Origin of the sequence: Pedobacter duraquae, from assembly GCF_004362245.1 — a bacterium.
Classification (GTDB): Bacteria; Bacteroidota; Bacteroidia; order Sphingobacteriales; family Sphingobacteriaceae; genus Pedobacter; species Pedobacter duraquae.
Window position 1 is genome coordinate 645,926 of the sequence record NZ_SNWM01000002.1, and the last position, 14,751, is coordinate 660,676.

At 44.0% G+C, this 14,751-nt stretch carries 13 protein-coding genes; 2 read left to right on the top strand and 11 right to left on the bottom strand.

Annotated elements, in window-relative coordinates; genetic code table 11:
• Window positions 1–2 precede the first annotated feature (2 nt).
• From CLV32_RS08795 to CLV32_RS08805, 3 genes are all read right to left on the bottom strand, one after another.
• Entirely contained in the window at window positions 3–533 is a 531-nt protein-coding gene (locus CLV32_RS08795; protein WP_133554521.1) for an SRPBCC family protein, read from the bottom strand.
• A gap of 94 nt (window positions 534–627) precedes the next feature.
• Window positions 628–1,950, bottom strand: coding sequence for an amino acid permease (locus CLV32_RS08800; RefSeq protein WP_166641915.1), 1,323 nt, complete (start codon window positions 1,948–1,950; stop codon window positions 628–630).
• A 40-nt stretch (window positions 1,951–1,990) separates the two neighbouring features.
• Entirely contained in the window at window positions 1,991–2,473 is a 483-nt protein-coding gene (locus tag CLV32_RS08805) for a DinB family protein (RefSeq protein WP_133554523.1), read from the bottom strand.
• 96 nt (window positions 2,474–2,569) lie between these two features.
• Here CLV32_RS08805 and CLV32_RS08810 point away from each other — a divergent pair, with 96 nt between their 5' ends.
• The gene (locus CLV32_RS08810; protein WP_133554525.1) at window positions 2,570–3,325 is read left to right on the top strand and encodes a carboxypeptidase-like regulatory domain-containing protein; all 756 of its coding nucleotides are present in this window, start codon (window positions 2,570–2,572) and stop codon (window positions 3,323–3,325) included.
• On the opposite strand, the gene CLV32_RS08815 is transcribed toward CLV32_RS08810, so the two are convergent.
• From CLV32_RS08815 to CLV32_RS08830, 4 genes are read right to left on the bottom strand one after another with little or no spacing between them, the layout of a single operon-like run.
• Window positions 3,278–4,780, bottom strand: a complete 1,503-nt coding sequence (locus CLV32_RS08815; RefSeq protein ID WP_133554527.1) for a YfcC family protein — start codon at window positions 4,778–4,780, stop codon at window positions 3,278–3,280. The genes CLV32_RS08810 and CLV32_RS08815 overlap by 48 nt on opposite strands.
• 20 nt (window positions 4,781–4,800) lie before the next feature.
• The gene (locus tag CLV32_RS08820) at window positions 4,801–5,469 is read right to left on the bottom strand and encodes a hypothetical protein (RefSeq protein WP_133554530.1); all 669 of its coding nucleotides are present in this window, start codon (window positions 5,467–5,469) and stop codon (window positions 4,801–4,803) included.
• Window positions 5,466–5,807, bottom strand: a complete 342-nt coding sequence (locus tag CLV32_RS08825; RefSeq protein ID WP_133554532.1) for a PadR family transcriptional regulator — start codon at window positions 5,805–5,807, stop codon at window positions 5,466–5,468. Before CLV32_RS08825 ends, CLV32_RS08820 begins: the two co-directional genes overlap by 4 nt.
• Window positions 5,808–5,857: 50 nt before the next feature.
• Window positions 5,858–6,601 carry an EcsC family protein gene (locus CLV32_RS08830; RefSeq protein ID WP_133554534.1) on the bottom strand — a complete coding sequence of 248 codons (744 nt, stop codon included), beginning with the start codon at window positions 6,599–6,601 and terminating at the stop codon, window positions 5,858–5,860.
• Window positions 6,602–6,695: 94 nt separating this feature from the next.
• Here CLV32_RS08830 and CLV32_RS08835 point away from each other — a divergent pair, with 94 nt between their 5' ends.
• Window positions 6,696–8,312 (top strand): amidase, encoded by a 1,617-nt coding sequence (locus tag CLV32_RS08835; protein ID WP_133554536.1) that lies wholly within the window; start codon window positions 6,696–6,698, stop codon window positions 8,310–8,312.
• A gap of 41 nt (window positions 8,313–8,353) precedes the next feature.
• Here CLV32_RS08835 and CLV32_RS08840 read toward each other — a convergent pair whose 3' ends face one another.
• The 4 genes from CLV32_RS08840 to CLV32_RS08855 all read right to left on the bottom strand — a co-directional run bounded on the left by CLV32_RS08840 (window position 8,354) and on the right by CLV32_RS08855 (window position 14,742).
• Complete coding sequence (locus CLV32_RS08840; protein WP_208110977.1) at window positions 8,354–9,691, bottom strand: TldD/PmbA family protein; 1,338 nt, start codon at window positions 9,689–9,691, stop codon at window positions 8,354–8,356.
• 3 nt (window positions 9,692–9,694) lie between these two features.
• Window positions 9,695–11,335 carry a TldD/PmbA family protein gene (locus tag CLV32_RS08845; RefSeq protein ID WP_133554540.1) on the bottom strand — a complete coding sequence of 547 codons (1,641 nt, stop codon included), beginning with the start codon at window positions 11,333–11,335 and terminating at the stop codon, window positions 9,695–9,697.
• Between the two features lie 121 nt (window positions 11,336–11,456).
• On the bottom strand, window positions 11,457–13,037 hold the full coding sequence (locus tag CLV32_RS08850) for a Na+/H+ antiporter (RefSeq protein ID WP_133554542.1): 1,581 nt from the start codon (window positions 13,035–13,037) through the stop codon (window positions 11,457–11,459).
• A 64-nt stretch (window positions 13,038–13,101) separates the two neighbouring features.
• Complete coding sequence (locus CLV32_RS08855) at window positions 13,102–14,742, bottom strand: TldD/PmbA family protein (RefSeq protein ID WP_133554544.1); 1,641 nt, start codon at window positions 14,740–14,742, stop codon at window positions 13,102–13,104.
• Window positions 14,743–14,751 lie beyond the last annotated feature (9 nt).

Sequence of the window (14,751 nt, forward strand, 5' to 3'; positions counted from 1 at the left end):
TATTATTTCTCTAAAATATTTTTCAAATTGTGAAGGCTAACATCCATGTCTTTCCCGAGCATAGAATCCATTACTAGATTCATCAGGTTTATCGGATAGTTGTTTCGACCTTTCATGCGCCAAACTACTTCTGTTTGTCCCTGTGGTAGCGACTTGGTGAACATAGAAGCCCAGCCAAGTCCCGCGAAAGGTCTGATAAAATGTATCTCCGTATCAACCTGCTCGCCATTTACGAGTTTAGTAATCTGCTGGTCGCCCTGTCCTGCCTTATCATTACCATCCCAGGCATAGTTAAATCCTACCGTGCCATCCGTTCCCGTAAAGGTTTTTTTCATATTGGGATCAGTCATAACCCATTTACTGTAGTAATCCTGATTACGTATAAATTTAAGATAATCATACACTTCCTGATTTGGTTTATTGATTACAAGTGATCGTTCGACAGTATATTCTTTCTTAACAAAGATGGCAATAAGAAGAAGAAAGATAATTACTGCGCCGATAACGACAACGACCTTAACGAGAATATGCATGATATCTTTTTATTTAGTTTACTCAAATATACTGATGAGGACTATGAACCTCTGGGTGTAAAGCGGACTAATAAAGGGGTAAATCAGGACAAGATCAAAGTTCCTCTGTCTTGTTCGTATATACAATCCATACATAGAACGGGATTCCAGCCATCAACACCAGAAAACCGTAATAAACGGTCTTTTCGCCACATCCTGCGATAGCCCACAAACTGTAGGCAAAGGCTGGAACGGCGATTAACGCAGCAGAGATCAGGCCTTTTTTTTCTTTCTTTTTCAGCAGGTTAATCAGCATATATGCCGTTGTCGAAAAGAGATAAGGGATAAAAATAGTCAATACAGCAAGCAGCAGCAAAAAGCGAAATTGCTCCACCAGGCCCTTCGTATAATTCATTGTCATGAATAACGACACGACTACGCTATTGATAAGCATCCCCATGTAAGGAACCTTACGTTTATTTTCTTTAGCAAAAACTGCCGGAAAGAGTTTGTCTTTTGCAATTGCATATGGCATTTGTCCCTGAATCAGAATCCAGCCATTTAGTGCACCAAAAGCGGCAATGGCAATTCCAGCACTTACCCAATATTTCGCTGTCGGCCCAAACATCAATACGGCAGCGTCGGCATATGGCGTAACAGAGTTTTTAAGTTGTGCTGGCGAGAGGATCCCCATCAAAGAAACACTCCCAAGGATATAGACCAGCGCCGCAATAAGCAGCCCCAGCATTGTTGCCCTGGCAATAGTCTTAGCAGGATTATCGACAGTGCTGGCAGGAATAGATGCACATTCTATGCCTACAAAGGCAAACATAGTGAAGGTTGCTGTGGCCTGTATGGCCGACCATATTGAGGTGCCGCTGCTGTTGAAGGGTTGGAAGTTTTCCAGCCTTATAAAAAATAGTCCGCCAACGGCAATTACAAACAAGGGAGCTAATTTGAGGATAGTGGTAAACAGCTGGACTTTCCCTGACACAACCACTCCCCTGGTGTTAATCCAGGTGAGCAGCCAGATGGCGAGAAGGCCTGTCGATACTGAATACACCGCGTTCCCGGAAAGCACAGGAAAAAAAGTGCTGAGCGCACTAACGAGAGATATCGTAATGGCAGCATTGGCACAAGCTGTAGAGATCCAATAGCCCCAGGCGACGAGAAATCCTGCAAAATCCCCTAAACCAAGACGTGTATAACCATAAGGACCACCTGTAACCTGTGGGGCAAGCTTACTTAAATTGCCAAATACGCGCGCAAGAAAAAAGGATCCTATGGCAGAGAACATCCAACCAAGCAGACTGATGCTTCCGTAAGAGGCCAGTGCTGCCGGCATCAGGAACACCCCCGCACCAATCATATTGCCTACTACAAGCGAAGTGCTTGTCCATAGACCTATCTTATTTTTCTCCGGTAAAATTGTACCCATCTGCTGATCGTTGTAAAAACGTCAACAAGATAGCTTTTTTTTAAGATTTCCAGTTGTTCAGCAAACGGCGTAAAATAAGAACCTCGCCCAGATGGTAAGAGGTATGGTCAGCGATTAGTAATGCTTCCCTGAGGACATTCTGGCCACTTCCATGCGGCAAGGGGCTAAAAAGATCCGCATGCTTCAGCAAATCCAGGAACCGTTCTCTGTCGGCCTTGATCTGCGCAATGCTTTCCTCCCATTGTGCTGCAGTAACCTGCTCTACCGGTTTTACCCAGTACTCTTCAGGCCATTTAGGCGACTTATGATTTGGATCAATACAAAATTCTACAATGTCCCACTGCGTGATGCGGATGTGTTCTGTAAGTTGCCAAATGTTATAAGGCAAATTATCGGGCGCTACAGTTATATCTTTTAATGGGATATCTGCCAGCGCATCTTCCAGAGATGCATGTGCATTTCCTTTTAAAATCAAATCCGTTAATTCCTTGATCAGGATCTTGTTATTATCTGTCGAACTCATATTAAATTAACAAGCACTATGCGTCTGATGTTTGTTAGTGGATGTTAAAATATGTAAAAAATTAGCGGCATCCACCGGGAAGGAGTACCTTTAGTTATGTTCCGAAATGTTATCTTCTTGTTGCTAGCTATATTCATCACAAATATCGCACAGGCCCAACAAATCAGCGGTACCGTTGCCGACAGGGCAAGTTCTCAAATACTGAGTGGCGTTATGGTAACCAACAGCACTACCCGACAGCATACAGAAACGGATAATAAGGGAGCTTTCAAAATAAGTGCGGCTGCAGGTCAGGTGCTCATCTTTACCCAGCCAGGCTACCTTACGGACACCTTATTGCTGATCGATACCAGACCAATCAAAAGGTATCTGTACATCAATACAACTTTCCTGAAAAACGTGACCATTAAGGGTGAAAATTTCAATCCTGAAGTGCAGTATGCTGATGTATACCGTAAAGCAAACGCATTAAAAATAGAGCAGAACAAACCGCTTACTTTTTACCCCTCTAAATATTTCAGTAAAGAGGGTAAATCGGCCAGAAAATTTAAACGCCGACTGGAGCAGGAAAAAACAGAACTGCAGATTGATGCGCGTTTTAACGAAGTACTGGTCAAGTCTTACACACCGTTAAAGGGTGAAGAGCTTGATCATTTCATGGTTTTGTACCGCCCAACATTAAAAGAGCTCGATAAGCTGGATAAGGACGACCTCATGTTTTATGTGATGAACAGTTATAAAGAATTTAAGGTCCTGCCTGTTGAAAAACGAACTTCCGATTTACAGCAATACCTGAACCGCAGCCTAAAGCTTGATACCAATAATAAGGGAAAGCACGCAAATCAGAATTAATATCAGCATCAGCGGCCAGATAAAACGCCACCATGCCTTCAAGCTTACGTTAACCAGCGCCAATGAAGGAAGGATCAGCCCGGTTGGCGTAACGAACCCCATGATGCCCATTCCATACAGATAGCTATTCACTACCTCCCTTCCCGGAACGCCCGTCATCATCGCCAGGGAACCCATAATTGGCATTGTGACAACAGCCATACCCGACGAACTGGAAATAAATATGGTAAATATCATATAGATAAACAGCATGAGAACGATAAATATGGGTGGCGGCAAGGTATCAACCAGGCCAGAGGCATAAAACAAAATGCTGTCACTGATATTCCCATCATTCAAAATCAAAGTAACACCACGCGCCGTACCAATTAAAAAAGCAACACCGAGCAAGCCTTCGGCACCTTTGATAAATTTAGCGAGGAATTCTTTCTCCCCCATACGGGTGATTACTGCAACCAGGATTGATGAGGAAAGGAATAAGACAGACATCTCGGGCAACCACCATTTAAGCACCACCACACCAGCGATGAGCATCAGGAACGTAGCAAGGAACAGTAAGAGCAACACGGTATTTTTTGTATTTCTTCCTTCTTTCACATCGGACTGACCAAGTGTTGGGAAAGGACTGCTCACCAATCCGTCATACCTGTAGACCAATGAGGCTTGTGGATTTCGCTTCACTTTCTCCGCGTAGCGTACCACATACCAGATAAAGACTCCAGTAGTTATGGCAAACATGATCAGCCTCCCGTAAAGTCCGTCTGCCCAGTTGATACCTGCGGCGTTGGATGCGATAATAGTAGAAAAAGGATTACTGAAAGAGGAAAGTGTACCAAGTTGAGTGCCGCCAAAAAGAACAGCGACAGGAACTATTAAGTCGTAACCCGCAGCGAGGAACAACGGCACCATAATAGGGTAAAAAGCAAAAGCTTCTTCTGCCATGCCATAAGAGGCACCGCCAAAAGAAAAAAGAAAGCCCAGAATAATAATAAGCCATGCTTCTTTACCATGCATGCGCGCAGAAAGGTTTTTCAAACCAGCTTCCATTGCACCTGTAGCATAAAAAACATTGATGAATCCACCTGTGAACAGGATAAACAAGATAATATCAATTGTATCATAGATTCCTTTGACCGGAGCAGTAAGAATCTGTATAATGCCCTGACTATTTTTAGGGAGGTTATAAAAAGTCCCAGGCACCGAAACAGGTTTACGGATGTTTCCCGCGGCAAACTTATCAAGCGTAATCAGGACATGCAGACTATCAAGCGTTTTTTGCGTAAATGGCAAACTATGCACGCCGGTTTTTCCAGTATAGGCAAATGTAGAATCTCCCTCCGTGTAGGCCAGTGTATTGTATTTTCCTGAAGGGATAAGCCATGTTGCCAAGGCTGCGCATACAATAACCAGCATCAGAATGCTTAATGGAGAAGGAAGACTTTTTAAAGAAGGCATACCTTAAATGTAGTAAGAATTTATCGTGACAGCAGTATTTTTACGTTTCTGTTGTAAAGTCGGAAATAAGACCGAATGTAGATGCTCGAGAAAAAAAACATGAACAAAGTAACGATCAGTGCGGTTGGATAGGTGACTTGTAAGAGCGCATCCTTATCTATAAATATAAAAAATGGCGCATAAGCGACCTGCATCAGCATCATCGACTGTTGTGCAAAACCGCCATCCTTAATGGACGGGCGACTCCCTTTTTTCTTAAACAACAATCGGTTACCCCAGTAGTAGACCATTGGTGTAAAGCTCGCCAGCATTACTGATCCAAATATGATCCTGATTACTTTAAAATCACCGGACGAATAGTTATAAATTATGACACATAAGGCTAAAATTATCAATGTTTTCCAGAGCTCGGGGAAATAGAATTGCTGTTTCATTTCCTGACGCAAATCCCGCATCACATTTTTCATTGCCTGCTTATTGTAATCCGCTTCTACGCAGACAATTTTTTTAAACCCACCGAAGTCTTGGTTAACAATCCTTGCCACCAGATCTATATTGTAATTTTCATTTTCAAGCGTACCTAAAGAACTCAGGATATGATCATACAGTTCATCATAGGTTTCCTGATATTTAGGCACAGTCCCGATAAACTCCCTAATCTCCGTTTTTTGTGTTTCAGTCAGTATCATTTCAGTTGCGGTTTAAGGTTGAGTAACAATTGCAGATTGTTAATAAATTCTCTGGCTTCCTGAAGTTTGCTTACTACCTCTGTCTTTCCTTCTTCAGAAAGCAGGTAATATTTACGAACCCTGTTATCCACTACCTCCACCATAGTTTCCAACAAACCTTCAGCTTCAAGTTTATGTAATGCAGGATACAAAGCACCTTCTTTAAGTAATAGGTCACCCTGAGTAATAGTCTTTACCTTTTGCGTGATTTCGTAGCCATACATTCTGCCATTCTCTTCCAAAAGATTGAGGATAATGGTTTGCAGGGTACCTTTAAAAAGTTCGTTCCGGATTGCCATAATCAAATATATCACTATTTTTATATACCTAAGAAAATTATGTATATAATTTATTGATTTTCTAATTTTAAGCCGTCATCAAGCTTACGCATGCGGTAGCATTGCATCGCGGTAGCACCAAGTTTATCGATCAGTTTATAATTAGCTACTGCTCCTACCGCAGCACCAACTACTGGAATTAGTTGCGCCATTTTGGCCAGATCTATATAATCGCGGTATTCCTGCTGAAAGCTACGCCAATCAAATGCTGCAGGATCTTTCGGCAACAAATCCGCATAAGCCTGCCAGTTTTCCAAAATCTTGTAGACCTGTGGGCGGTTATGTTGACTGGAAAAGGCCAGCTGAAAAATGTAAAGCATAAAGAGTCTTTCGCGGTAGTCGCCAACATCGTAGCCATATAACCTTGAAATCTCAAAGAGCATTTTTAATTTGATACCAACCAGCACAGGGAAGTCAGCTATACCCATCAAGATTCCACCGGCACCAGTTACAGCACCTTCAACACCGGCAGTCTTCTGGTAATCTTTGATAGTTTGTTTAACATAAGCTTCGCGCCAAAGCAGCGTCGATTGCGGATCTGGCATTTCGCCGGTCAGGTATTCGGCGCCATAGAGCATCAGCTTAAACATCTTCTCTACCATAAAAGTGACAGCCTGATGAACTTTCTCCGGAATAATGCCACTCATTTTATCCTGTACCTGCTTAGAAAGCCTGTCTGCAAAGGAAGGATCTTTTGTAATCTTTCGTTGCCACTGTTTCAATTCAACACTTATCTTTTGTTCGTATTCAGTCATAGTTACATTCGTAGACGTTTTGTATTAAATATAGATTGATTACTTTCATAAACCGTTTATTATTTTGTTAATTGAGGTTTATTTAATCCACGTTATGCAAAGAAGAAATTTCATCAAGACAGGCTCACTTGCTGCGTTGAGCATCAGTTGCTTAGGCGCCACTGCAAATCTTGTACATCCTACCACCTCAGCAGAACGTACGCTTGCTGCAGTCGACGTTTTTGAGTTAGACGAGATTACGATTGCCGGGTTACAGGAAAAGATGAAAGGCGGTGTATGGACCTCACGAAAAATCACGGAACTCTACCTGAAGCGTATTGCGGCTATAGATAAATCAGGTCCCGCATTAAATGCAGTAATAGAATTAAACAAAGACGCGCTGAGTATTGCTGACAGCATGGATAAAGAACGGGCAGCAGGAAAATTGCGTGGTCCGATGCATGGAATTCCAGTATTGATTAAAGATAACATAGATACCGGAGATCGGATGCTGACTACTGCAGGATCTATTGCGCTTGCTGACAATCATGCTGGTAAAGATGCTTTCATCATCACCCAGTTACGTGCAGCGGGTGCCGTCATTTTGGGAAAAACCAATTTAAGTGAATGGGCAAACTTCAGGTCTTCCAACTCTACGAGTGCATGGAGCAGTCGCGGGGGACAAACAAAAAACCCATACGTTCTTGACCGCAACCCGAGTGGATCCAGTGCAGGATCAGGTTCTGCTACGGCAGCCAACCTTTGCGCAGTATCGATAGGGACAGAAACTGACGGGTCGATAGTTTCGCCTGCTTCTGTGAACGGTCTTGTAGGTATCAAACCTACGGTTGGACTGCTAAGTCGCACTGGAATTATTCCAATATCCATCACACAGGATACCGCGGGACCAATGGCAAGAACCGTTGCCGATGCCGCGACCCTACTTGGTGCGCTTACCGGCATCGATGCCAATGACCGCTACACTAAAGAAAGCGCTGGAAAAACAAAAACAGATTACACGGCTTACCTGGATAAAAACGGATTAAAAGGAAAAAGACTGGGGATAGAAAAGACCGCCCTTGATGGGAATCCTGCGATGGTTAAACTACTAAAAGCGGCCATCGTCACCTTAAAAGAGCAGGGTGCCGAAGTTGTAGAGGTGGAGTTACTGAAGTCGCTTCGTGGTGTTGGGAATGCAGAGTTCCAGGTACTGCTTTACGAATTCAAGGATGGCCTTAACGCATACCTGCGCACATCAAATTCAAAGATCAAATCCCTGGGCTCCCTGATTGACTACAACAATAACAATGAAGACAAGGCAATGCCATTCTTTAAGCAGGAGACCCTGGAGCAGGCCCAGAAAAAAGGAGGCCTGGATAGTAAAGAATATGTGGATGCCCTGGCAAAATCGCAGGGAACATCAAGGATAGCAATAGATACCTTGTTAAAAGAAAAACAACTTGACGCCATCATTGCGCCTACCAATGGATTTGCAGTATGCATTGATTTGATCAACGGAGATTATGACAATGGGTTTTCTTTCTCTGCTCCCGCAGCAAGGGCAGGATATCCACACATTACAGTACCTATGGGTCATTTTAACGAGTTGCCAATGGGTTTGTCATTTGTAGGTACAGCCTATGCTGAGCCACAATTAATTCAACTTGCCTATGCTTACGAGCAAGCCAGTAACAAGCGACGCGCTCCGAAATTTAAAGCTGTAATCGTATAAAAAAAAGAGATTGCCTGTTTGGCAATCTCTTTTTCTGTTTACTAGACCGCATCCGATAAGGAGGTGAAAGTAAAATCCCTGATTTTAAGTGGCGGCAACAGGTAATTTGCATTACTCTCTGCGCTAACCGTGCGCTCAGGAATTCCCATTTCATCGAGGTTATTTAACATGATGACCGGGCTTTCGTTAAAGCGGAAGTTCTTAACAGGGAACTTGATCTCGCCGTTCTCGATATAGAAAGTACCGTCGCGTGTGAGCCCCGTAAGCAGCAGCGTTTGTGGATCTACTGTTCTGATATACCATAAACGGGTAACCAAAATTCCTTTTTCTGTACCTTTAATCAATTCTTCCAGGGTTTTTGTTCCCCCCTCCATGATCAATCCACCAGGAAATGGAATAGGCTTTATATTTGTTTTTGCCGCCCAGTATCGGGAGGTATATAAATTCTTCACTACCCCTTTCTCTATCCAATTCACCTTTTGCTGAGCACGTCCATCACCAGACCATGTTGCTCCGGGCAATTCTTTATTCCATGGATCCGACATAATATTTACACGTGGATCCACGAGTTGCTCGCCAAGTCTGGTTTTACCACCGGGTTTACTCATGAAGCTCCGCCCTTCATCCGCCTGGCGGGCATCCATATCAAAGAATATATTTTCCAGCATCACGGCCACAGCGGTAGGCTCAAGAATCACTGTATATTTTCCGGGCTCTATTGCTTTTGCCGTTACCGAGGCGACCGCTTTTTTTGCCGCTACAGCAGTATCCTTCCCAGCATTAAGTTTACTGAAATCTGTGTAGCCGCGCGTAGCATAACCGGACCCCTTTCCATCTGAGGTGCGCATGGTGATATTGAATGCCAGGTCTGTAGAGGTATTGTAGGCAAACAACCCCTTGCTATTCATCATTGCACTGTAGCCCATGCTGTTTTCAAGAAATCCGGCAGCGTTCAGCTTGGCATCCTTTGATACCTGCAGACTTTGAGCAACAGCATCCGCGCGTTCTTTAGGGCCTACTTTTGCCGTTACCGGCGAAAACGTTGGTGATTCAGGCCCGTATTCCTGCTGGGGTAAAAAGGGCATGTACTCCGGATTTTCCGGTGCCAGTTTAGCCAATTCCTCCGAGCGTCTTACAACTTTCTCGAGCGAGGCATCATCATATTCATTGATCGTTGCCACGCCAGACTTCTTTCCAAAGGAAGAACTAACAACGAGGCTGGTGGTGCTTATCGCTCCACTTGTATTTACTGAGTTACGTGCATATCGAATATTTCCACCATCAGAACCATTGATATTTACCTCACATTCATCTGCTTTTGAGTAGCTGAGTACTTTAGTTAAAAGTGCTTTAGCCTCTTCTTTAGTTAATATAGGCATAATTTATCCGATTTTTCTTGCTGTGTTAATTACATTGACCCCTTTAAAACGCGCAGTTGCTGAACCGTGCGATACTGCGCTTGACTGCGAAGGTTGCCCTTTCCCGTCAAAGAAAGAACCACCCAGGCGATAGTCCCGCTGATCACATACGGCAACGCACGAATTCCAAAACTCCTGAGTATTGGATTGATAGGCTACATCCTTAAGCATACCCACAATCTTTCCTGCCTTAATTTCATAGAAAAGTTGACCACCGAACTGGAAGTTATAACGCTGCTGATCGATGGAGAATGATCCATCGCCAACAATATAGATTCCCTTTTCCACATTTTTGATCTGATCATCTACCGTCAGTGGCTGTTTACCAGGCTGCAGCGAGATATTTGCCATGCGCTGAAACTGCACACTACTCCAGTTATCAGCATAGCAGCATCCTTGTGAATGGTCGAGCCCAATGATATGTGCCTGATCCCGGATCGCCTGATAATTTACCAGAATACCTTCTTTAATGATATCCCACTTACCACATTTAACCCCCTCATCGTCATATCCTACAGCGCCTAAAGATCCTTTTTCTGTTTTGTCGGCCGTGATGTTGACCACTTTACTTCCATAATTAAATTTCTTTGACTCCCATTTATCGAGGGTAAGAAAACTTGTACCGGCAAAGTTGGCTTCATAACCAAGTACCCTATCGAGTTCAGTAGGATGTCCGCAGGACTCATGAATCGTTAACCATAGATGCGACGGATCGAGAACAAGATCATATTTTCCAGGTTCCACAGATTTGGCTTTCAACTTATCGGCAACCTGTGTAGCGCCCTGACGGGCATCCTCTAACATATCGTATCGCCCTTTGTAGACTGTTCCCGCAGCGGTATGAATTTTATGTTCAGGCTTGGCATCCAGATATTCATACCCCATTCCGGTTGGTGCACTCAGCGCATTCCGGGTTTCAAATTTGCCGGTCTCTTTATTGATTTTGGTGATAAAGAAAGTAGGCCAGATTCTGTGAATGTCCTGATCAATATAGGAGTTGTCTGAAGAGGCAAAATACTTCTGCTCATTCACCATAAAAAGGATAGAGTTGATATAATCGGCACCGCCTTTCATTGCTGCATCGTTTACCGAAAGCAGCAGATCCACCTTTTCCTTGATTGGAATTTCAAAGGCATTTTTCTCTATTGGCGCTTTCCAGCTCACCTCGCCATAGCCTGTTTGTGGAGCAAGCTTCACGGGCTCAGCAAGGAGTCTTGAATTTTCGCGGGCAATAGCAACAGCAAGTTCAGCAGCCTTGGCGATAGAATCTTTGTCCATCTTATCGGTGGCAGCAAAGCCCCAGGATCCGTTGGCAATTACGCGGATCCCTACACCGTAAGATTCGGTATTAACCAGGTTTTCTACTTTATCTTCGCGGGTAACTACATATTGATTCAGATATCTGCCAATGCGGACATCGGTATATGTGGCCCCTTTGCTTCGTGCAGCGTTTAAAGCCACATCAGCAATTATTTTTTTCGAAGCGGGATCAACATACTCCAGCGACTTCTCAAAGGGTATCTCATTACCCCAGACCGGGATAGCAGGAAGCATTGCCGCGGCGGCCCCCACTCCAGTCAGATAAATAAAATTTCTACGTTTCAAGTTTTTGTTATTTAGGTTGTTAGGTGCCTAAATATAAAAATAAAAGAGATTAGTATGTATCTTATTTTGCGTAAAGCAAGATTTTGGATTTCAAATACTAGTTTTTTGTTAAAATTGAGCACTAATCATACTTCAATCTTATTTTTTCTTCTTCAATATCCAGCAATCCCTGGTATTTTCTGATCACAGCCTCATCCGTTTCAGGCTTTTTGTTCATCTCCAGCAGTGCTAGCCGCTGGTCGTCGAGCATCCGGAGATAAACTTGCTTAAATTCTTCATGGTGTGCCCCTGTTTCTTCATCACTTAAGTTAAGATCAGTTTCCAGTTTGGCTGTTAGCTCCTGCAAGGAAGTATTTACCTCGAGGCTTTCCGCATGATGTTCGCGTAGATAACTCAAGCTCTGCTCAGCGAGATTCCTACGAATTTCATCCGCCTGCTCTTTATCAGAATTATAGTGATCCGGATCCTTCATATGTACCCAGCGTATTACAAATGGCAAAGTAAGTCCCTGCACCACCAGCGTAAGGAGAATAACGGTGAAAGTGATAAACAAAATCAGATTACGTTGTGGAAAGGCAGTCCCATCAGTCAGGAAAATCGGAATGGACAATGCCGCAGCCAAAGATACCACCCCTCGCATACCTGCCCAGCCAGCAATTAATGGCCCGCGCCAACCCGGTCTGCTATCGGCAGTTTTGATATACCTGCTGATGAATGTTGTGAACGCTGAGGTACCGAGGAAAAAGATAATTCTAGTAACCACCAGCACTGCGGTAATGAGCAGGCCGTAGCCTATAGCTGATTTCAGGCTGACGCCGCCCAGACCACCAACAATTTCAGGTAGCTCAAGGCCGATCAGCATAAAAACAAGACCGTTTAAAAAGAAACTGAATGCCGACCATACGTTGGACCCTCTGAGCCTGCTTTTATGGGATAAAAAGGAGTGACTGCGTGCAGAGAGGAAAAGTCCGCCGCTTACCACCGCCAGCACCCCCGAGAAATGGAAGCTTTCTGCGGTTATATACATGACATAAGGCGCCAGCAACATTAGGATCACATCAACATTTGAGTCGGTAGGCAACCATTTGTGGAGGTAATAAAATAGCAGTCCGACAAGTACGCCAATTAAAATCCCCAATGCAATAACCAGGACAAAATCCGCTGCAGCTTTATGAAATACAAATGTACCTGTATTTACCGCCAGCAGGGCAAAGCGAAAAACGATTAAGCTGGAAGCATCATTAAGCAGGCTTTCGCCTTCTATTACAGCAGATATCCGTTTGGGAACTTTGACGGTTTTGAGGATTGCACTTGCAGATACGGCATCCGGCGGAGAGACAATACCACCTAGTAAAAAACCCAGCGCAAGTGTAAAACCGGGGATCACCATATTAGAAACCAGTGCAACTACGAGTGAGGTAGCCAGCACAACAAGAAAGGCGAAGCTGGTAATCACCCTCCTCCATCGCCAAAGATCTTTCCATGACGTTTCCCATGCTGCATCGTACAGTAATGGAGGAAGGAAAACAATAAAAATAAGTTCCGGATTAATTTTAATCTGCGGCAGACCGGGCAGTAAGCTAATGAGCAAACCGCCAACAACAAGCATCACAGGATAGGCGATCTTTATTTTCTGCGCCAGTGTTACGAGCAACAGAATTACGATTACGATGCCCAAATAAGGGATAATGGTCTCGGTCATAAATAAAAAATGGTATTTTAACTTTCAAGAAGAAAGCTAAAATACCAAATTCCTGCATAGTTTACTAGCCTATTCTGCGTCCGGTATTGATTACGTTGACGCCATTAAATCTTGTTGTAGCACTACCATGCGAGACCGCGCTAGCCTGTCCAGGTTGTCCTTTACCATCAGAGAAGGTACCACCTAAGCGAAAATCATCCTGACCACAGCATTTCACGCAGGAATTCCAAAATTCCTGTGTGTTGGCCTGATATGCGGCATCCTTGAACATACCCACGATCTTACCTTCTTTAATCTCATAGGCCAGCTGTGCGCTGAACTGGAAATTATAACGTTGCTGATCAATGGAATAGGAATTACGTCCGAACATATAGATCCCCTTTTCTACATTCTTCACCATATCAGCTGCGCTAAGTGCTTCTTTACTTGGCGCAAGCGAAACGTTTGGCATGCGCTGGAACTGAATGCTGTCCCAGCTATCTGCATAACAACAGCCTTGAGATTCTTTGAGCCCCAGGATATGTGCCTGATCGCGGATAGTCTGATAGTTAACAAGGATACCATCTTTGATAATATCCCATTTACCACATTTCACACCTTCATCATCATAGCCCACAGCACCCAGTGAGCCCGGTTGTGTTTTATCTGCAATAATATTAACCTGCTTACTTCCAAAATTAAACTTCTTACTTTCCCACTTATCGAGCGTAAGGAAGCTTGTTCCAGCATAGTTGGCTTCGTAACCCAGTACACGATCCAGCTCTGTAGGGTGTCCAACAGATTCATGGATGGTCAGGAATAAATGCGAAGGATCCAGAACCAGGTCATATTTTCCCGGAGCAATCGGTTTAGCCTTAAGTTTCTCCTCTACGTGCGCTACGGCTTCTTTAACATCTTCAAGTATGTCATAGCGTTTCTTATACATCGTAACCGGGCCACCCTTAATTTTCTCTTCATCTTTAGGGCGCAGGTATTCAAAACCCATTCCCATCGGCGCACTCAATGCATTACGCGTTTCGAATTTACCACCTGCCGAATCCACCTTAGTTACCGTGAAGTTGGGCCAGATGCGGTGGATATCCTGATCGATGTAAGAACCGTCTGTTGATGCAAAATATTTTTGTTCATTGATCATGAACAGATTTGAATTCACAAACTTAGCTCCTGCCTTCATCGCTTCTTTGTTTACTTCGAGCAACATTGCGACTTTTTCAGGAATCGGCACTTCGAGGGCATTAATTTCTATGGGTGTTTTCCAGCTTACTTCGCCGAAACCCTTTTGTGGAGCTAGCTGTACTTTTTCTGTGAGGAGCTTTGCATTTCCTTTGGCGATGGCTACCGCTATCTCTGCTGCTTTGGCGATGCTATCGTTATCCATGTTGTTGGTAGCAGCAAAGCCCCAACTGCCATTCGCGATTACCCGTACGCCCAGTCCATAAGATTCTGCATTGGAGATGTTATCAACACGGGTCTCTCGGGTAGATACCACCTGATTTAAGTAGCGGCCGATCCTGACGTCCGCATAGCTGGCACCTTTCGATCGCGCAGCATTTAACGCAATATCGGCCATTTTCTTTTTAAGCTGCACATCGACAGGAGTCAATGCTTCTTCGACAGTTATCTGGCGACCAAACGCGGGCATGCCCTGCACCATTGTAGCCGTTAGGCCCACACCGGTCATATATAAAAAATCGCGTCTTCTCAATTTTTAAAA

Coding starts and splice junctions, on each gene's coding strand:
- CLV32_RS08830 (WP_133554534.1), bottom strand. CDS start 6,601: ATGACTGAATACGAACAAAAGATAAGTGTTGAATTGAAACAGTGGCAA.
- CLV32_RS08850 (WP_133554542.1), bottom strand. CDS start 13,037: ATGACCGAGACCATTATCCCTTATTTGGGCATCGTAATCGTAATTCTG.
- CLV32_RS08825 (WP_133554532.1), bottom strand. CDS start 5,807: ATGGCAATCCGGAACGAACTTTTTAAAGGTACCCTGCAAACCATTATC.
- CLV32_RS08805 (WP_133554523.1), bottom strand. CDS start 2,473: ATGAGTTCGACAGATAATAACAAGATCCTGATCAAGGAATTAACGGAT.
- CLV32_RS08815 (WP_133554527.1), bottom strand. CDS start 4,780: ATGCCTTCTTTAAAAAGTCTTCCTTCTCCATTAAGCATTCTGATGCTG.
- CLV32_RS08820 (WP_133554530.1), bottom strand. CDS start 5,469: ATGATACTGACTGAAACACAAAAAACGGAGATTAGGGAGTTTATCGGG.
- CLV32_RS08800 (WP_166641915.1), bottom strand. CDS start 1,950: ATGGGTACAATTTTACCGGAGAAAAATAAGATAGGTCTATGGACAAGC.
- CLV32_RS08810 (WP_133554525.1), top strand. CDS start 2,570: ATGTTCCGAAATGTTATCTTCTTGTTGCTAGCTATATTCATCACAAAT.
- CLV32_RS08835 (WP_133554536.1), top strand. CDS start 6,696: ATGCAAAGAAGAAATTTCATCAAGACAGGCTCACTTGCTGCGTTGAGC.
- CLV32_RS08795 (WP_133554521.1), bottom strand. CDS start 533: ATGCATATTCTCGTTAAGGTCGTTGTCGTTATCGGCGCAGTAATTATC.
- CLV32_RS08840 (WP_208110977.1), bottom strand. CDS start 9,691: ATGCCTATATTAACTAAAGAAGAGGCTAAAGCACTTTTAACTAAAGTA.